Annotated in this window: 15 protein-coding genes; 8 read left to right on the top strand and 7 right to left on the bottom strand. The window is 64.6% G+C overall.

What is annotated here, in order from left to right; translation table 11 throughout:
- The first annotated feature begins 84 nt into the window (after positions 1–84).
- The 3 genes from ACFFWD_RS35970 to ACFFWD_RS35980 all read left to right on the top strand — a co-directional run bounded on the left by ACFFWD_RS35970 (position 85) and on the right by ACFFWD_RS35980 (position 2,569).
- Entirely contained in the window at positions 85–450 is a 366-nt protein-coding gene (locus ACFFWD_RS35970) for a response regulator (RefSeq protein WP_376973734.1), read from the top strand.
- A 77-nt stretch (positions 451–527) separates the two neighbouring features.
- Positions 528–1,700 carry a protein-glutamate methylesterase/protein-glutamine glutaminase gene (locus ACFFWD_RS35975; RefSeq protein ID WP_376973736.1) on the top strand — a complete coding sequence of 391 codons (1,173 nt, stop codon included), beginning with the start codon at positions 528–530 and terminating at the stop codon, positions 1,698–1,700.
- On the top strand, positions 1,697–2,569 hold the full coding sequence (locus ACFFWD_RS35980) for a CheR family methyltransferase (protein ID WP_376973738.1): 873 nt from the start codon (positions 1,697–1,699) through the stop codon (positions 2,567–2,569). Before ACFFWD_RS35975 ends, ACFFWD_RS35980 begins: the two co-directional genes overlap by 4 nt.
- A gap of 204 nt (positions 2,570–2,773) precedes the next feature.
- On the opposite strand, the gene ACFFWD_RS35985 is transcribed toward ACFFWD_RS35980, so the two are convergent.
- From ACFFWD_RS35985 to ACFFWD_RS36000, 4 genes are all read right to left on the bottom strand, one after another.
- On the bottom strand, positions 2,774–3,931 hold the full coding sequence (locus tag ACFFWD_RS35985; protein ID WP_376973740.1) for a glutathionylspermidine synthase family protein: 1,158 nt from the start codon (positions 3,929–3,931) through the stop codon (positions 2,774–2,776).
- 30 nt (positions 3,932–3,961) lie between these two features.
- Entirely contained in the window at positions 3,962–4,201 is a 240-nt protein-coding gene (locus ACFFWD_RS35990; RefSeq protein ID WP_376973742.1) for a hypothetical protein, read from the bottom strand.
- A gap of 94 nt (positions 4,202–4,295) precedes the next feature.
- Positions 4,296–4,706, bottom strand: a complete 411-nt coding sequence (locus ACFFWD_RS35995) for a hypothetical protein (RefSeq protein ID WP_376973744.1) — start codon at positions 4,704–4,706, stop codon at positions 4,296–4,298.
- A gap of 2 nt (positions 4,707–4,708) precedes the next feature.
- Positions 4,709–5,113: a DUF350 domain-containing protein gene (locus ACFFWD_RS36000; protein WP_376973746.1), complete on the bottom strand. Its 405-nt coding sequence runs from the start codon at positions 5,111–5,113 to the stop codon at positions 4,709–4,711.
- A 244-nt stretch (positions 5,114–5,357) separates the two neighbouring features.
- Between ACFFWD_RS36000 and ACFFWD_RS36005 the strand changes: the two genes are divergently transcribed.
- A complete protein-coding gene (locus ACFFWD_RS36005; protein WP_376973748.1) occupies positions 5,358–5,969 on the top strand; it encodes a dioxygenase family protein in 612 nt (203 codons plus the stop codon).
- A 104-nt stretch (positions 5,970–6,073) separates the two neighbouring features.
- Here the strand turns inward: ACFFWD_RS36005 and ctrA are convergent, their stop codons facing one another.
- Positions 6,074–6,775 carry a response regulator transcription factor CtrA gene (gene ctrA, locus ACFFWD_RS36010; RefSeq protein WP_016848562.1) on the bottom strand — a complete coding sequence of 234 codons (702 nt, stop codon included), beginning with the start codon at positions 6,773–6,775 and terminating at the stop codon, positions 6,074–6,076.
- A gap of 367 nt (positions 6,776–7,142) precedes the next feature.
- Here ctrA and fliI point away from each other — a divergent pair, with 367 nt between their 5' ends.
- From fliI to ACFFWD_RS36030, 4 genes are all read left to right on the top strand, one after another.
- On the top strand, positions 7,143–8,468 hold the full coding sequence (gene fliI / locus ACFFWD_RS36015) for a flagellar protein export ATPase FliI (RefSeq protein ID WP_376973753.1): 1,326 nt from the start codon (positions 7,143–7,145) through the stop codon (positions 8,466–8,468).
- A 109-nt stretch (positions 8,469–8,577) separates the two neighbouring features.
- A complete protein-coding gene (gene fliJ, locus ACFFWD_RS36020) occupies positions 8,578–8,997 on the top strand; it encodes a flagellar export protein FliJ (RefSeq protein WP_376973755.1) in 420 nt (139 codons plus the stop codon).
- A gap of 230 nt (positions 8,998–9,227) precedes the next feature.
- Positions 9,228–9,773 (top strand): sigma-70 family RNA polymerase sigma factor, encoded by a 546-nt coding sequence (locus ACFFWD_RS36025; RefSeq protein WP_376973757.1) that lies wholly within the window; start codon positions 9,228–9,230, stop codon positions 9,771–9,773.
- A gap of 19 nt (positions 9,774–9,792) precedes the next feature.
- Positions 9,793–10,665 (top strand): anti-sigma factor, encoded by an 873-nt coding sequence (locus ACFFWD_RS36030; RefSeq protein ID WP_376973759.1) that lies wholly within the window; start codon positions 9,793–9,795, stop codon positions 10,663–10,665.
- Between the two features lie 171 nt (positions 10,666–10,836).
- Here the strand turns inward: ACFFWD_RS36030 and ACFFWD_RS36035 are convergent, their stop codons facing one another.
- On the bottom strand, positions 10,837–11,037 hold the full coding sequence (locus ACFFWD_RS36035) for a hypothetical protein (RefSeq protein WP_376973761.1): 201 nt from the start codon (positions 11,035–11,037) through the stop codon (positions 10,837–10,839).
- A gap of 463 nt (positions 11,038–11,500) precedes the next feature.
- On the bottom strand, positions 11,501–13,630 hold the full coding sequence (gene flhA, locus ACFFWD_RS36040; RefSeq protein WP_376973890.1) for a flagellar biosynthesis protein FlhA: 2,130 nt from the start codon (positions 13,628–13,630) through the stop codon (positions 11,501–11,503).
- Between the last annotated feature and the right edge of the window lie 45 nt (positions 13,631–13,675).

Genomic DNA, 13,675 nt, shown 5'->3' on the forward strand with positions numbered 1-13,675 from the left:
GACGCCAAGGCGGCGTGAGACCGGGCCAACGGAACTGAGAACCAAAGCATCCCGTGCGAGGGGATGAGGAAGTAGAGGTCGCAAATGAGAACATGTCTTGTTGTCGATGACTCAAGCGTCATTCGCAAGGTTGCCCGCCGCATCCTGGAAGGCCTCGACTTCCAGATCACCGAGGCCGAGGACGGCGAGAAGGCGCTCGAGGTCTGCAAGCGCGCGATGCCGGATGCGGTGCTGCTCGACTGGAACATGCCGGTGATGGACGGTTACGAGTTCCTCGGCAATCTGCGCCGCATGCCCGGCGGCGATCAGCCCAAGGTCGTGTTCTGCACCACCGAAAACGACGTCGCGCACATCGCGCGCGCGCTGCATGCCGGAGCCAATGAGTACATCATGAAGCCGTTCGACAAGGACATCGTCACCGCGAAGTTCCAGGAAGTCGGACTGATCTAAAATCTTGTGTTCGATCCGGCGGCGGAAGCCTTCGGCTCAATTGTTGTAACCTGTGCCGTTGCGTTGCTGGTGAAGTTATGAGTATAGCGTTGACAAGTGCTGCGGCCTCGACATCGACCCGTACGGAGAAATTGCGGGTGATGGTCGTCGACGACTCCGTCGTCATCCGCGGAATGATCTCGCGCTGGATCGGCGCCGAGCCCGACATGGAAGTCGTGGCCTCGCTGCGCACCGGCCTCGATGCCGTCAACCAGCTCGAGCGCATCAAGCCCGACGTCGCGGTGCTCGATATCGAAATGCCTGACCTCGACGGCATATCGGCTCTGCCGCGACTGCTGGCGAAGAAGCGTGACCTCGTCATCATCATGGCCTCGACGCTGACCCGCCGCAACGCGGAGATCAGCCTGAAGGCGCTGTCGCTCGGCGCTTCCGACTACATCCCGAAGCCGGAGAGTACGCGGGAGGCGACCGCCGCGGAAACCTTCCGCCATGATCTGATCCAGAAGATCCGCCACCTCGGCCCCAGGGCCCGCCGCAGCGCCGCCCACCCGGCGGTGAGCCCACCGCTGGCACCGGACCACGACAAGCCGCGTGTGTCGGTCACGGGCGCCGCGCCAGCTCATGCCGCGCCGGCGCAGTTCGCGCGCCGTCAGTTCGGCCTGTTGCCGCCGAAGGTGCTGCTGATCGGCTCCTCGACCGGCGGCCCACAGGCGCTGATGTCGCTGGTCGCTCATATCGGACCGGTGATCGATCGCTTCCCTGTGTTGATCACCCAGCACATGCCGCCGACTTTCACCACCATTCTCGCCGAGCATCTGGCGCGTACCAGCAAGCGGCCGGCGCATGAGGCGATCGACGGCGAAACGGTCAAGGCCGGCCAGATCTACCTTGCGCCGGGCGGCCGCCACATGCGCGTCGTCCGCCACGGCATCGATGTCGCGATCGCGCTCGACGACGGCCCGCCGGTCAACTTCTGCAAGCCCGCCGTCGATCCGCTGTTCTCCTCCGCGGTCGAGGTCTGGCAGGGTGGCATCTTGTCGGTGATCCTCACCGGCATGGGCTCCGACGGCATGCGCGGGGGCAAGGACATCGTCGCCGCCGGCGGCAGCGTGATCGCGCAGGACGAGGCGACCAGCGTGGTGTGGGGCATGCCGGGCGCGGCTGCCAATGCCGGGATCTGCGCGGCGGTGCTGCCGCTCAATCAGATCGCACCGAAACTTGTTCGTGTGTTTTCGGGAGACCGCTCGTGACGCCCCAGGACTATGAGTATCTGCGCAAGCTCCTGAAAGAGCGGTCCGGGCTCGATCTCTCGGCCGACAAGCAATACCTCGTGGAGAGCCGCCTGGTGCCGCTGGCGCGCAAGGCGAATCTCGCCGGGATCCCGGAGCTCGTGCAGAAGATGAAGGGCGGCGCCGAGCCGCTGACATCGGAGGTGGTCGAGGCGATGACCACCAACGAGACGTTCTTCTTCCGCGACAAGATTCCGTTCGACCATCTGAAGGAAGCGGTGCTGCCGGCGTTGGCAGCGGCCCGCGCCGCGCGCCGCAGCTTGCGCATCTGGTGCGCGGCGTCGTCGACCGGGCAGGAGCCCTATTCGATCGCGATGTGCTTGAAGGAAATGAGCGCGCTGTTTTCGGGCTGGCGCACCGAGATCGTCGCCACCGACCTGTCGCAGGCGGTGCTGGAGAAATCCAGGGCCGGCCTGTTCAGCCAGTTCGAGGTGCAGCGCGGCCTGCCGATCCAGCTCCTCGTGAAGTACTTCACCCAGAAGGGCGAGCTCTGGCAGCTCAACGCCGACATCCGCGGCATGGTGCAGCACCGCCAGCTCAATCTGCTGCAGGACCTCTCCCATCTCGGCACGTTCGACGTGATCTTCTGCCGCAACGTGCTGATCTATTTCGACCAAGGCACCAAGGCCGGCATCTTCGCCAAGCTGGTGCGGATGCTCGAGCCCGACGGCGTGCTGGCGCTGGGCGCGGCCGAATCCGTGGTCGGCATCACCAACGTGTTCAAGCCCTATCCCGATCGGCGCGGGCTCTATCAGCCGAGCAACGCCCCGGTCGCACGCGCCGGCGCCGCGGCGCACGTGCTGAAGGCGGTGGCGTCGGCCGCGCGCTGAGGTGCAATTCTTCTGAGCTAGAAGGGTAGGCACAGGTCTCTGCCCGTCATCCCCGCGCAACGGCTTCGCCGTTGTCGCTGGAGGAGCGCTAGCGCGTCTCGAAGGATCGACGGCCACCAGCGGGGCCGTGCATCCTTCGAGACGCCGCTTCGCGGCTCCTCAGGATGACGGTGAAAGAACGGCGTTCGTTTCTACGACGTTGAGCTAAAGAATCGCGTGCGGGAGAAATCGCGACGTGTTGCCGGTGATCGGGTTCTCGTCTTCGCGGATCGACAAGCAGCACGGGATGTGATCGACCAGCCAGCTTCCGAGCACCGGATATTGGCCGGAGAAATTCGGCAACGGCGCCAGGGCCTGCCGGATGAAGCCTTCGGCACCGTAAGGGCCTTCCTGTTCGACCAGTGCGGTGCCGGCGCTGACGAGCGCGATGTTGGAGCCCTCGCGCGAATAGATCGGCTTGCGTACGAAGGACGGGCCAAGTTGCGCGGCCCGCGGGTCGTCCTCGAAATAGGCCGGCAGCAGATTGGGATGGTTCGGAAACATCTCCCACAACAGCGGCAGGATGCCCTTGTTCGACAGGATCGCCTTCCACGGCGGCTCGATCCAGCGCGTCGACGCCTTCGCCAGGTTGTTGCCGAAGGCGTCGTGGAACATCCACTCCCATGGATAGAGCTTGAATGCGAGTTCGATTTCGCGGTCGTCGAGATCGACGAAGCTCCCGTCGTCGCGCAGCCCGATCTCCTCGATGTCGAGCAGCGTGGTCTTGAGCCCCGCCTGCGCGGCGGTATCCTCGAGATAGGCGAGCGTGCCGGCGTCCTCGGTGTTTCCGGTCATGCCGGTGAGATGCAGCGGGTGCGTGCCGCCGACCTTGCTCCAGGCCTCGATCAGGCGTTCGTGGATCGAATTGAACTGGTCGGCGCGCTTCGGGATGATGTTGCGATCGATCGCCTGTTCGAGCCAGGTCCATTGAAACACCGCAGCCTCGAAGATCGAGGTCGGCGTGTCGGCATTGTATTCGAGCAGCTTGGCCGGACCCTTGCCGTCGAATTTGAGATCGAGCCGGCCGTAGAGGCTGTCGTCGTCGCGATGCCAGCTCTCCGCGATCAGATTCCAGAAGGCCTCGGGAATCTTCAGGCGGCGCAAATAGCTCTCATCGTCGACCGCGTGGCCGACGAGTTCGAGGCACATTGCGTCGATCTCGCCGGTCGGCGCCTCGATCCCGCGTTCGATTTCGTCGAGCGTGAAGGCGTAATAGGCGCGCTCGTCCCAATAGCGTTCGCCGTCGATGGTGTGGAAATCGAAGCCGGCGCTTTCCGCCGTCGCGCGCCAGTCGTCGCGTTCGGAGCATTCAATTCGCTGCATGGTTCACCACGCTTTCGAGCGAACGGGGCGTCAGCCGCCACCGTGGCCGCCGTGCCCATGACCGCCGTGGCCGTGACCATGGCCGCTGAAACGATGCGGCCCGCCGCCGAAGCCGCCATAATGGGCCGGGCGGCAATAGAGCCTGCCGTCCGGGCCCGGCACCGCGCTGTTGCCGGGACCGCAGTCGCGGCGCGGAGTCAGACCCATCGATACCGCGCCGATCGCGGCACTCCCCATCAATGTCAGCACGACGCGGCGCGAGCGTTTCATGGGCGCGATCCCTCCTCGACGAGCGGCGTCGAGTTTCCATCAGCGGTGACCGCCGGGCAAGCAAAAGCGCGACCGCACGCGACAGCGTGATCGGTCAGCCGCCGCCGAAGCCGAACGCATGTGCGAACGAGCCGAAGCCGCCGCGGCTCACCGATCCCGACGAGGTGGTCGATGACGAGGACGAGCCGCCGCCGGAGGAGGAATCGCCGCTGAAGAAGCTGCTGCGCGAGGAGCTTCCGCCGCCGCTGCCACCATGGCCACCCGATCCGGATGACGAGCTGCGCGGCGCGCAGTCGGCGCCGGGCTGCGGCACCGCGGGGGCGGCCATGCCCGGCGAGGCCGGCCGGCAGTCCTCGCGCGGCATCAGCGCGTAGGCGCCGCCGCCCACGGCAAGCGTGCCCATCACCAGCAGGACGACATGGTTGGAGCGCTTGGGCGGCGGGCCCGGCCGCGGCGGCACCGCGGGCCGGCGCTTGCCGAATGGCGGGTTCGGTTTGTTCGCCATTGTCAGTAGATCATGCAGGCCGCGTTCAGCGCGCCTGCGGCCAGCGAGGACAGACCGAGCCAGATCGCCGCCGCCATCTCGCCGGATGCGATCCGTGCCGACAGGTTCGGCACCGGGACCTTGACGATGTAGTAGACGATGATCTGCACGATCAGCGCGATGACGCTCCAGATCAGGCAATCCACCACATTGGCGGAATGGGCGATGGCGCTAACCACCGGCAGCACGAAGCCGAGCAGGCTTAACCCCAGCGCAATCGCGGCCGCCGGATCGTTGTCGCGGATCAGCTGGAACTCGTCATGCGGGGTGACGCGGGTATAGACGAAGAGGTAGGCGACCACGGCGATCAGCGCCGTGCAGAAATAGACCAGGAACGCCGGCAGGCCGGCGAGGGATTGCAGGATCATTTCAAGCCGCCCCGAGACCCGTCACGCTTGTCGCAGCGAGGATCGCACGATTCGTTGGTCGGCGCACGGGGATGGCGGGTTCAACACCGGCGTTAGCAAGCACAGCGGCGCTGCTGCAGGGCAGGAAATCTGGCGAGGTCAATCACAGACCTTTTACATGCAGCTCGACAGGCAAGGCATAGCATCGCGCGAACTGGAAGACTGACGCTCGTTGTCCAACCATGGAAACTGGTCGGTACTCCCGATGGCAAATCACCTGTTGACGCGGCGACAGGCCGTCGGCCGCTGGCTGGCCGCAACCTCGATCGGCATTGCCGCTCGTACGCTCTGGCTGAGTTATCCGGCACAGGCGCAGGTGCTTCCGGAAACGCCATCGTGCGGTCCCGACGATGGCGCCACGATCTCGCAAACCGAAGGGCCGTTCTACACGCCGCACTCGCCGGCCAAGCGCAATTTCCGCGCCGATGCACCGGGAGCGGCCTTTACGCTTATCGGTTTTGTTACCAACAAGCGCTGTCGGCCCATTGCTAATGCGGTTGTCGACCTCTGGCACGCCGATGCGAGCGGTGCCTATGACAACAGCGGCTTCAGGTTGCGCGGACATCAGGCGACCGACGCGCTAGGGCGATATGTCTTCGAGACCATCGTGCCGGGGATGTACCCCGGGCGCACTCGGCATTTCCATGTCAAGGTTGCGGTGCCGGGTCAGCGCGTTCTGACCACGCAGCTTTATTTCCCGGGCGATGCGCGCGCCAACAGCGGCGACAGCATCTTCGACCACCGCCTGTTGATGCGCGTCGACAACGCATCCGATGGCAAGATCGGCCGCTATGATTTCGTGGTGAATGTCGCTTAGTCCGCCGGACGGTCTTGCGTCATCCAAAAACAAAAACCCCGCCATTTGCGGCGGGGTCCAAGTCGGGAGGCGTGAACCGGATGGTTCGCCTGCAGAAGCCAGCTTTAGGCCGGGATGCGCTCGTCGGCCTCGTGCGGCTCGCGCAGCACGTAGCCGCGGCCCCACACGGTCTCGATGAAGTTGCGGCCTTCGGAAGCATTCGCAAGCTTCTTGCGCAGCTTGCAGATGAAGACGTCGATGATCTTCAGCTCCGGCTCGTCCATACCGCCATAGAGGTGGTTGAGGAACATTTCCTTGGTGAGCGTGGTGCCCTTGCGGAGCGAGAGCAGCTCCAGCATCTGGTATTCCTTGCCGGTCAGGTGCACGCGCTGGCCGCCGACCTCGACCGTCTTGGTGTCGAGATTGACCACGAGATCGCCGGTCTGGATGACCGACTGGGCGTGGCCCTTGGAGCGGCGCACGATCGCGTGGATGCGGGCGACCAGTTCGTCCTTGTGGAAGGGCTTGGTCATGTAGTCGTCGGCGCCGACGCCGAGACCCTTGACCTTGTCCTCGATGCCGGCGAGGCCGGAGAGGATCAGAATGGGTGTTTTGATCTTCGACACCCGGAGCTGCTTGAGCACGTCGTAGCCGGACATGTCGGGCAGGTTGAGGTCGAGAAGAATGATGTCGTAGTCGTAAAGCTTGCCGAGATCGACGCCCTCTTCTCCGAGGTCCGTCGTGTAGACGTTGAAACTCTCGGACTTCAGCATCAATTCGATCGACTGCGCGACGGCGCTGTCATCTTCAATCAGCAAAACGCGCATGCCAGTCCCCTATAGTCGCCGCTCCGGGCGTCAGGTCGGCCGCACTTGCGGCACTCACAAAACGCCTTTGAACAACTGATTCGGATCCTGACGAGATATGGTTAACAAAAACTGATTCCTCCGCGCAAGCTGTATCCGTGCAATTTTTGTCGAATCGCCCTAAGATACTGTGCAGAAGAAGCTTTTCCTATCCGTTCTCGCTCAAGTTCCACATTAAGAGACGGGTCTAACCGACTCTCGCGACTCACCGTTCTTCTGAACAGCAAGCGACCTCAGTCACCAAAGACAGTGACGCAATGATTAACGATGCGGGTAAACACGAAGTTAAGCGACTGGGCCAAAAACGCGGAAACTTAAGGTTTTCGCAATGAAGGCGCTCGCGGAGCAAATTGGTGACATCGACGGCGTCAATATTTATGGACGCGTGGTCGGCGTGCGCGGATTGATGGTCGAGATCGCCGGACCGATTCACGCGATGTCGGTCGGCGCGCGCATCGTGATCGACGTCGGCGGCAATCGCTTCATCGCGGCCGAGGTGATCGGCTTCTCCGGCAGCAATGCGGTCGTGATGCCGTTCGGCGGTCTCGAGGGTGTCAGGCGCGGCTGCCGCGCGCTGATCGCCAATGCCGCGAGCCAGGTGCGGCCGTCGCCGGCCTGGCTCGGCCGGGTCGTCAACGCGATGGGCGAGCCGATCGACGGCAAGGGACCGCTGCCGCAGGGCGCCTCGCCGATGCCCTACCGCAACTCGCCGCCGCCGGCGCATTCACGCAGGCGGGTAGGTAGCCCGCTCGATCTCGGCGTGCGCGCGCTCAATACCTTTCTGACCTGTTGCCGTGGCCAGCGGCTCGGCATCTTCGCCGGCTCCGGCGTCGGCAAGTCGGTGCTGCTGTCGATGCTGGCGCGCAATGTCGACGCCGATATCACGATCATCGGCCTGATCGGCGAACGCGGCCGCGAGGTGCAGGAATTCCTCCAGGAAGACCTCGGCGAGGAGGGTCTCGCCCGCTCGGTCGTGGTGGTCGCGACCTCGGACGAGCCGGCGCTGATGCGGCGGCAGGCGGCCTATCTCACGCTCTCGATCGCCGAATATTTCCGCGACGAGGACAAGGACGTGCTGTGCCTGATGGACTCGGTGACGCGCTTCGCAATGGCGCAGCGCGAGATCGGCCTGTCCGGCGGCGAGCCGCCGACCGCCAAGGGCTATACGCCGACCGTGTTCACGGAATTGCCGAAGCTCCTGGAGCGCGCCGGGCCGGGCACCGGCGTCGGCACCATCACCGCCATCTTCACGGTGCTGGTCGACGGCGACGATCACAATGAGCCGATCGCCGACGCGGTGCGCGGCATCCTCGACGGCCATATCGTGATGCAGCGCGCAATCGCCGAGCGCGGCCGCTATCCGGCCGTCAATATTCTGAAGTCGGTCTCGCGCACCATGCCGCGCTCCGCCGATCCCAATTTCCTGCCGCTGATCACCAAGGCGCGGCAGGTGATGGCGACCTATGCCGACATGGAGGAATTGATCCGGCTCGGCGCGTACCGGCCGGGTTCCAGTGCCGAGGTCGACGAGGCGATCCGCCTGCACGAACCGCTCGAGACGTTCCTGCGCCAGGCCAAGGACGAGGCCACCAGCCTCGGCGATGGATACCAGCAACTGGCGCAAATCCTGTCGGGTTTGGAAACGGAACGCTAACTTTGTCAGGCCATCATCTCCGGCACACCATTAGCTATGCCGGCGGGGCCCAGCGGGGAGCCGGCTCTGTCCCGCGTTCCAAATCGGGACTTCTGGGGAGTAAGAGTCGATGAAGTCACGAGAAACGCTGATCCGTCTGAAGAAGTTTCAGGTCGACGAAAAGCGCCGCCGGGTCACCCAGATCGAAGGCATGATCGCCGATTTCCAGCGCATGTCGGTCGAGTTGGAGCGCGAAATCCAGGTCGAGCAAGAGCGGGCAGGGATCAACGATCCCTCGCATTTCGCCTATCCGACCTACGCCAAGGCAGCGATCCAGCGTCGGGAAAACCTGACCCGTTCCGCCGACGAGCTGCGCACCCAGCTCGAAGACGCCAAGGCGCTGCTGGCTGAGGCTTTCGAGGAATTGAAGAAGGTCGAGCTGCTCGACGAGCGCGACCAGGCGCGCGAGCGCGCGGAAGAGAGCGCGCGCGAGCAGGCCGATATGGACTCGATCGGCCTGATGCGCGCCCGCCTCGGCGCCATCGCCTGACACACCTCGTCCATACCAGACGACGACAAAACCCGGGCCCTCGGCCCGGGTTTTTGCTTGGCGATGTCCACAAGCGAGCCACTGGTGGACCGTCTGGCCACAAATTATGCTACGACCATCCCGGACATACGCGGCAAAGAGCCTCGGCACCGAGGGCTTTGGCAACGGACAATTGGCGATAAAGCGGTTGGCAATTTGGCAGTGGGGACGCGGGATTTGGGGGACGCTGGATGTTGACGCCAGCTGAGCTGGTCTGGCTGATCGCTGCCGTTGCGAAAGGGGATGAGGTCGCCTTCGAGCGCCTCTACGCCGCGACGCGGGCGAAACTCTTTGGCGTCGTGCTTCGTATCTTGCGCCGACAGGATCTCGCCGAGGAGGTCATCCAGGAGGCTTACGTCAAGATCTGGAACAGCGCCGGACAATTCAATCCAGCCCTGTCTTCCCCGATCACATGGATGGCGTCGATCGCGCGCAACCGCGCCATCGACGTGGTGCGCAAGCGGAGCGAGCTCTCGCTGGAGGAGGAGCCGGCGGCCATGGAAGTGGCGGCCGAGTCTCCCGATCCGCTGGCGCGCCGGGAGATGACGGAAGATCTGAGGCGGTTGTTGGAGTGCGTCGGTCGTCTGGAGCCGGATCGGCAGAAGCTCGTGCTACTGGCCTATTACAACGGCTGGAGCCGCGAGCAGCTTGCCGCAAAGTTCGAGACGCCGGTGAATACGGTGAAGACCTGGCTACGCCGCAGCATGATGGAAATCCGGGAATGTCTCGGACTTTGAAGGTTCTGGACTTCGAGTGATGGCCTACAGCGAAGACCATATCGCGCTCGCCGCCGAATATGCGCTCGGCACCCTCGACGCCGAGGAGCGCGCGCAGGTCGAGACCATGATGGCCGTCGACAAGGAATTCACCGCGATCGTCCAGGCGTGGGAGCACAGGCTCGGCTCGCTCAACCAGATGGTCGGCTCGGTCGAGCCGCGCCCGATCGTGTGGGAGAACATCAAGGCGGCGATCGGTCATTCGACCGAGCCGCAGCAGCCGCTGGTGCTTCCCGAACCGCCACCGCCTCCGCCGCCACAGGTCGAGCCGGCCGAGATGCGTCAGGCGCCGGCCGTCGACACCGCGAACGTGATCGATCTGAGCGGCCGCGTGAAGCGCTGGCGCAACGTCGCGTCCGCGGTGAGCGCGCTCGCCGCCGCACTGCTCGTGATGCTGGGCCTGCAGATCTATCAACCTGACGCGCTGCCGCAGGCGATCCGGCCGAAGCCGCGGGTCCAGATCGTCGAGGCGAAGACGCCGCCACCGCCGCCGTCGGCACAATACGTGGCGCTGTTGCAGCAGGGGGCCGGCGCGCCGGCCTTCATCCTCACGGTCGACGCCGCGACCAAGAGTTTCACGGTGCGCAAGGTCGGCGCCCAGGCCGAGCCCGGCAAGAGCTTCGAGCTTTGGCTGATCTCCGACAAGCTGCCGCAGCCGCGCTCGCTCGGCGTGATCGGCGGCAGCGATTTCACCGCGCGTCCGGTGCTGTCGTCCTACGATGCCAACACCATCCATGCGGCGACCTTTGCTGTGACCGTCGAGCAGGCCGGCGGCTCACCCAGCGGCCAGCCGACCTCGGCGCCGATCTTCACCGGCAAGCTGATCGAGACCGTGCCGGGCGGGCAAAAGTAGAGCGCCAAAGCGCAAGACGAGACCCGCTAGCGCACCTCACAAAAAGAAAACGCCCGTGGGGAGCGGGCGTTTTCGACAGTCAACTTGGGGGTAGTTGGGGGTCTTCAATTATCCACGTAGCGACTTTGGGGGGCTGTAAAGAGACTACGTGAATTCCGTGAAATTCTCCTTCTATCGGACGAGCGAATTGGCCGAGCTGGTCACCGCGACCGGCTTGCCGGCCTTCATCACGCGCGCGGCCTGGGTGTAACCCTCGTCCGAACCGTTGCGCGTCGAGATACTGAACCCAGCGACCAGGATACCCGCGACAAGAGCCACGACCACGATCTTCAGATGCGTCGAACGATCAGCGCTGTAGATCGAGTGATTCATGGAAGTCTCCTGCCGCCTTCCTGTCTTGCGGATTTGTCGAAGCCATCCGCTGCGGGGTTCAACGCCTCGCGCCACTCAACGTAGGATTTGCTGATTCCGTTCCCCAGAGGCGATCACAAGCCGGTGAAAAGACTTGAACGGGCGCGATCGAAAACGTCGCCTCAAGCGCGAAATCTGGCAAAAAATATAGTGACTACAGACTATTGCCAGTCAGGCGTGTTCCGCAATCCGGAGTTCTCCGGTCCCTACGGGTTCCCCACAAATCATTTGCGTGTGGCGAATAAACCGCGTTCGCGAGCGGGCTGATTTGCCGGGCGACGTGCCGTTCCGGGCAACGGCAACCGGCGTCGGCTCTTGTCGCCAGAAGCGTTTTCAAGCGAAGTGGACACCGGTTCGCGTGAAGAAAACGCGTCAAAACAAGTATCTAGAGCCCCGTTCCGGTTCCATCGGAACGGGAATGGCTCTAGATGCTGCCAACCGTCTTCAGCCGGGCGCGGGGGTGAATTTCGGCCTGCGACAGCACGGTGGTCTGCGAGCGGAACCGCTCGACCAGCGAGCGAACGAATGGCCGGATCGCCGCCGATGTCACCAGCACCGGCGCCTCGCCTTCGCGTGCCGCCTGCTCGAAGGCGTTGCGCACCGCGGTCATGAACTCCGAGAGCTTGGAGGGCTGCATCGCAAGGCTGCGGTCGTCGCCCTGGCCGACGATCGACTCGGCGAAGGCCTGCTCCCACCGCGCCGACAGCGCGATCAGCGGCAAATAGCCGTTCGGCGAGGTGTTTTGGGCGCAGATCTGCCGCGCCAGGCGGGCGCGGACGTGCTCGACCATGGTCGCCGGGTTGCGCGAGAACGCCAGCGCGTCGGCGATGCCCTCGAGGATGGTCGAGAGGTCGCGGATCGAAATGCGTTCGGCGAGCAGGAGCTGCAGCACGCGCTGGATGCCCGAGATCGTGACCTGGGCCGGCACGATGTCCTTGATCAGCTCGCCCTGTTCCTTCGGCAGGTCCTTGAGTAGCTTCTGCACCTCGCCGTACGAGAGCAGGTCCGCCATGTTGGTCTTGAGCAGCTCGGTCAGGTGCGTCGACAGCACGGTTGCGGCGTCGACCACGGTGTAGCCTTTCAGCGCGGCCTCTTCCTTCAGGCCGGCATCGACCCAGGTCGCGGGCAGGCCGAAGGTCGGTTCGATGGTGTGGATGCCGGGCACCTGCACCTGGTTGCCGGCGGGATCCATGACCATGAACTGGTTCGGCCAGATCCGGCCGGTGCCGGCGTCGACCTCCTTGATCTTGATCACGTAGCTGTTGGCCTCGATCTGCACATTGTCGAGGATGCGGACGGCCGGCATCACGAAACCCATCTCGACCGCGAGCGAGCGGCGCAACGCCTTGATCTGCTCGGTGAGCCGATCGGTGCCGTCCGGGCCGTTGACGAGCGGCAGCAGCGCATAGCCGAGCTCGATCTTGAGGTCGTCGATCTTGAGCGCGGCGGAGATCGGCTCTTCGGCCGCGGCTGCGGCGGCCGCCGCCGCGGCCGGCGCTGCGGCTGCGGCGACCTCGGCGGCCTTGGTCACCTGCTGCTGCTTGCGCGCGGTCCAGGCGAGGGCGGCCGCACCGGAGCCGAGCGCCATGAACGGGATCATTGGAATGCCCGGCAGCAGCGACAGCACGATCATCACGCCGGCCGACATGCCGAGGGCCTGCGGATAGCCGGAGAGCTGCCGGATCAGCGCCTTGTCGGCGGCGCCGGTGATGCCGGCCTTGGACACCAGGAGGCCTGCGGCGGTCGAGACGATCAGGGCGGGCACCTGGGTGACCAGGCCGTCGCCGACGGTCAGCACGGTGTAGGTGCGGGCGGCCTCACTGAAGGAGAGCCCCTGCTGGGCGACGCCGATGATGATGCCGCCGATGATGTTGATGAAGACGATCAGCAGGCCCGCGATGGCGTCGCCGCGGACAAATTTCGAGGCGCCGTCCATGGCGCCGAAGAAGCCGCTTTCATCCTCCAGCGCCTTGCGCCGCTCCTTCGCGGTCTTCTCGTCGATCAGGCCGGCGGAGAGGTCGGCGTCGATCGCCATCTGCTTGCCGGGCATCGAGTCGAGCTGGAAGCGCGCCGCGACCTCGGCGATGCGGCCGGAACCCTTGGTGATGACGACGAAATTCACGATCACGAGGATCGCGAACACGATGATGCCGATCACGAAGTTGCCGCCCATCACGAAGTTGCCGAAAGCTTCGATGACGTGGCCGGCGGCGGCGGTGCCCTCGTGGCCGCGGGAGAGGATCAGCCGGGTCGAGGCCATGTTCAGCGACAGCCGCAGCATGGTCGAGATCAAGAGGATGGTCGGAAACGACGAGAATTCCAGCGGCGCCTGAATGAACAGCGAGGTCATCAGGATCAACACCGAGACCGTGATCGAGACCGCCAGGAACAGGTCGAGCACGATCGAGGGCAGCGGCAGGATCAGCACCACCAGGATGGTGAGCACGCCGAGCGCGAGCGCAATGTCGCCGCGCTTCAAGATGTCGCCGATGTCGGTGAGGCTCGGAAGTCCGCCTTTGCCTGCCGTGCCCTGTCCCGCCGTGACGTCGACCATGCTCGCCGCCTCTCCCCGCGATTGACGGCTGCGGCCGCCAAACGT

Origin of the sequence: Bradyrhizobium erythrophlei (genome assembly GCF_042430365.1) — a bacterium.
In the GTDB taxonomy this organism is placed as follows: Bacteria; Pseudomonadota; Alphaproteobacteria; order Rhizobiales; family Xanthobacteraceae; genus Bradyrhizobium; species Bradyrhizobium erythrophlei.

Bases quoted from the DNA above. Each gene is read 5' to 3' on its own strand.
- ACFFWD_RS35970 (WP_376973734.1), top strand. From the start codon at position 85: ATGAGAACATGTCTTGTTGTCGATGACTCAAGCGTCATTCGCAAGGTT.
- ACFFWD_RS35975 (WP_376973736.1), top strand. From the start codon at position 528: ATGAGTATAGCGTTGACAAGTGCTGCGGCCTCGACATCGACCCGTACG.
- ACFFWD_RS35985 (WP_376973740.1), bottom strand. From the start codon at position 3,931: ATGCAGCGAATTGAATGCTCCGAACGCGACGACTGGCGCGCGACGGCG.
- ACFFWD_RS35990 (WP_376973742.1), bottom strand. From the start codon at position 4,201: ATGAAACGCTCGCGCCGCGTCGTGCTGACATTGATGGGGAGTGCCGCG.
- ACFFWD_RS35995 (WP_376973744.1), bottom strand. From the start codon at position 4,706: ATGGCGAACAAACCGAACCCGCCATTCGGCAAGCGCCGGCCCGCGGTG.
- ACFFWD_RS36000 (WP_376973746.1), bottom strand. From the start codon at position 5,113: ATGATCCTGCAATCCCTCGCCGGCCTGCCGGCGTTCCTGGTCTATTTC.
- ACFFWD_RS36005 (WP_376973748.1), top strand. From the start codon at position 5,358: ATGGCAAATCACCTGTTGACGCGGCGACAGGCCGTCGGCCGCTGGCTG.
- ctrA (WP_016848562.1), bottom strand. From the start codon at position 6,775: ATGCGCGTTTTGCTGATTGAAGATGACAGCGCCGTCGCGCAGTCGATC.
- fliI (WP_376973753.1), top strand. From the start codon at position 7,143: ATGAAGGCGCTCGCGGAGCAAATTGGTGACATCGACGGCGTCAATATT.
- fliJ (WP_376973755.1), top strand. From the start codon at position 8,578: ATGAAGTCACGAGAAACGCTGATCCGTCTGAAGAAGTTTCAGGTCGAC.
- ACFFWD_RS36025 (WP_376973757.1), top strand. From the start codon at position 9,228: ATGTTGACGCCAGCTGAGCTGGTCTGGCTGATCGCTGCCGTTGCGAAA.
- ACFFWD_RS36030 (WP_376973759.1), top strand. From the start codon at position 9,793: ATGGCCTACAGCGAAGACCATATCGCGCTCGCCGCCGAATATGCGCTC.
- ACFFWD_RS36035 (WP_376973761.1), bottom strand. From the start codon at position 11,037: ATGAATCACTCGATCTACAGCGCTGATCGTTCGACGCATCTGAAGATC.
- flhA (WP_376973890.1), bottom strand. From the start codon at position 13,630: ATGGTCGACGTCACGGCGGGACAGGGCACGGCAGGCAAAGGCGGACTT.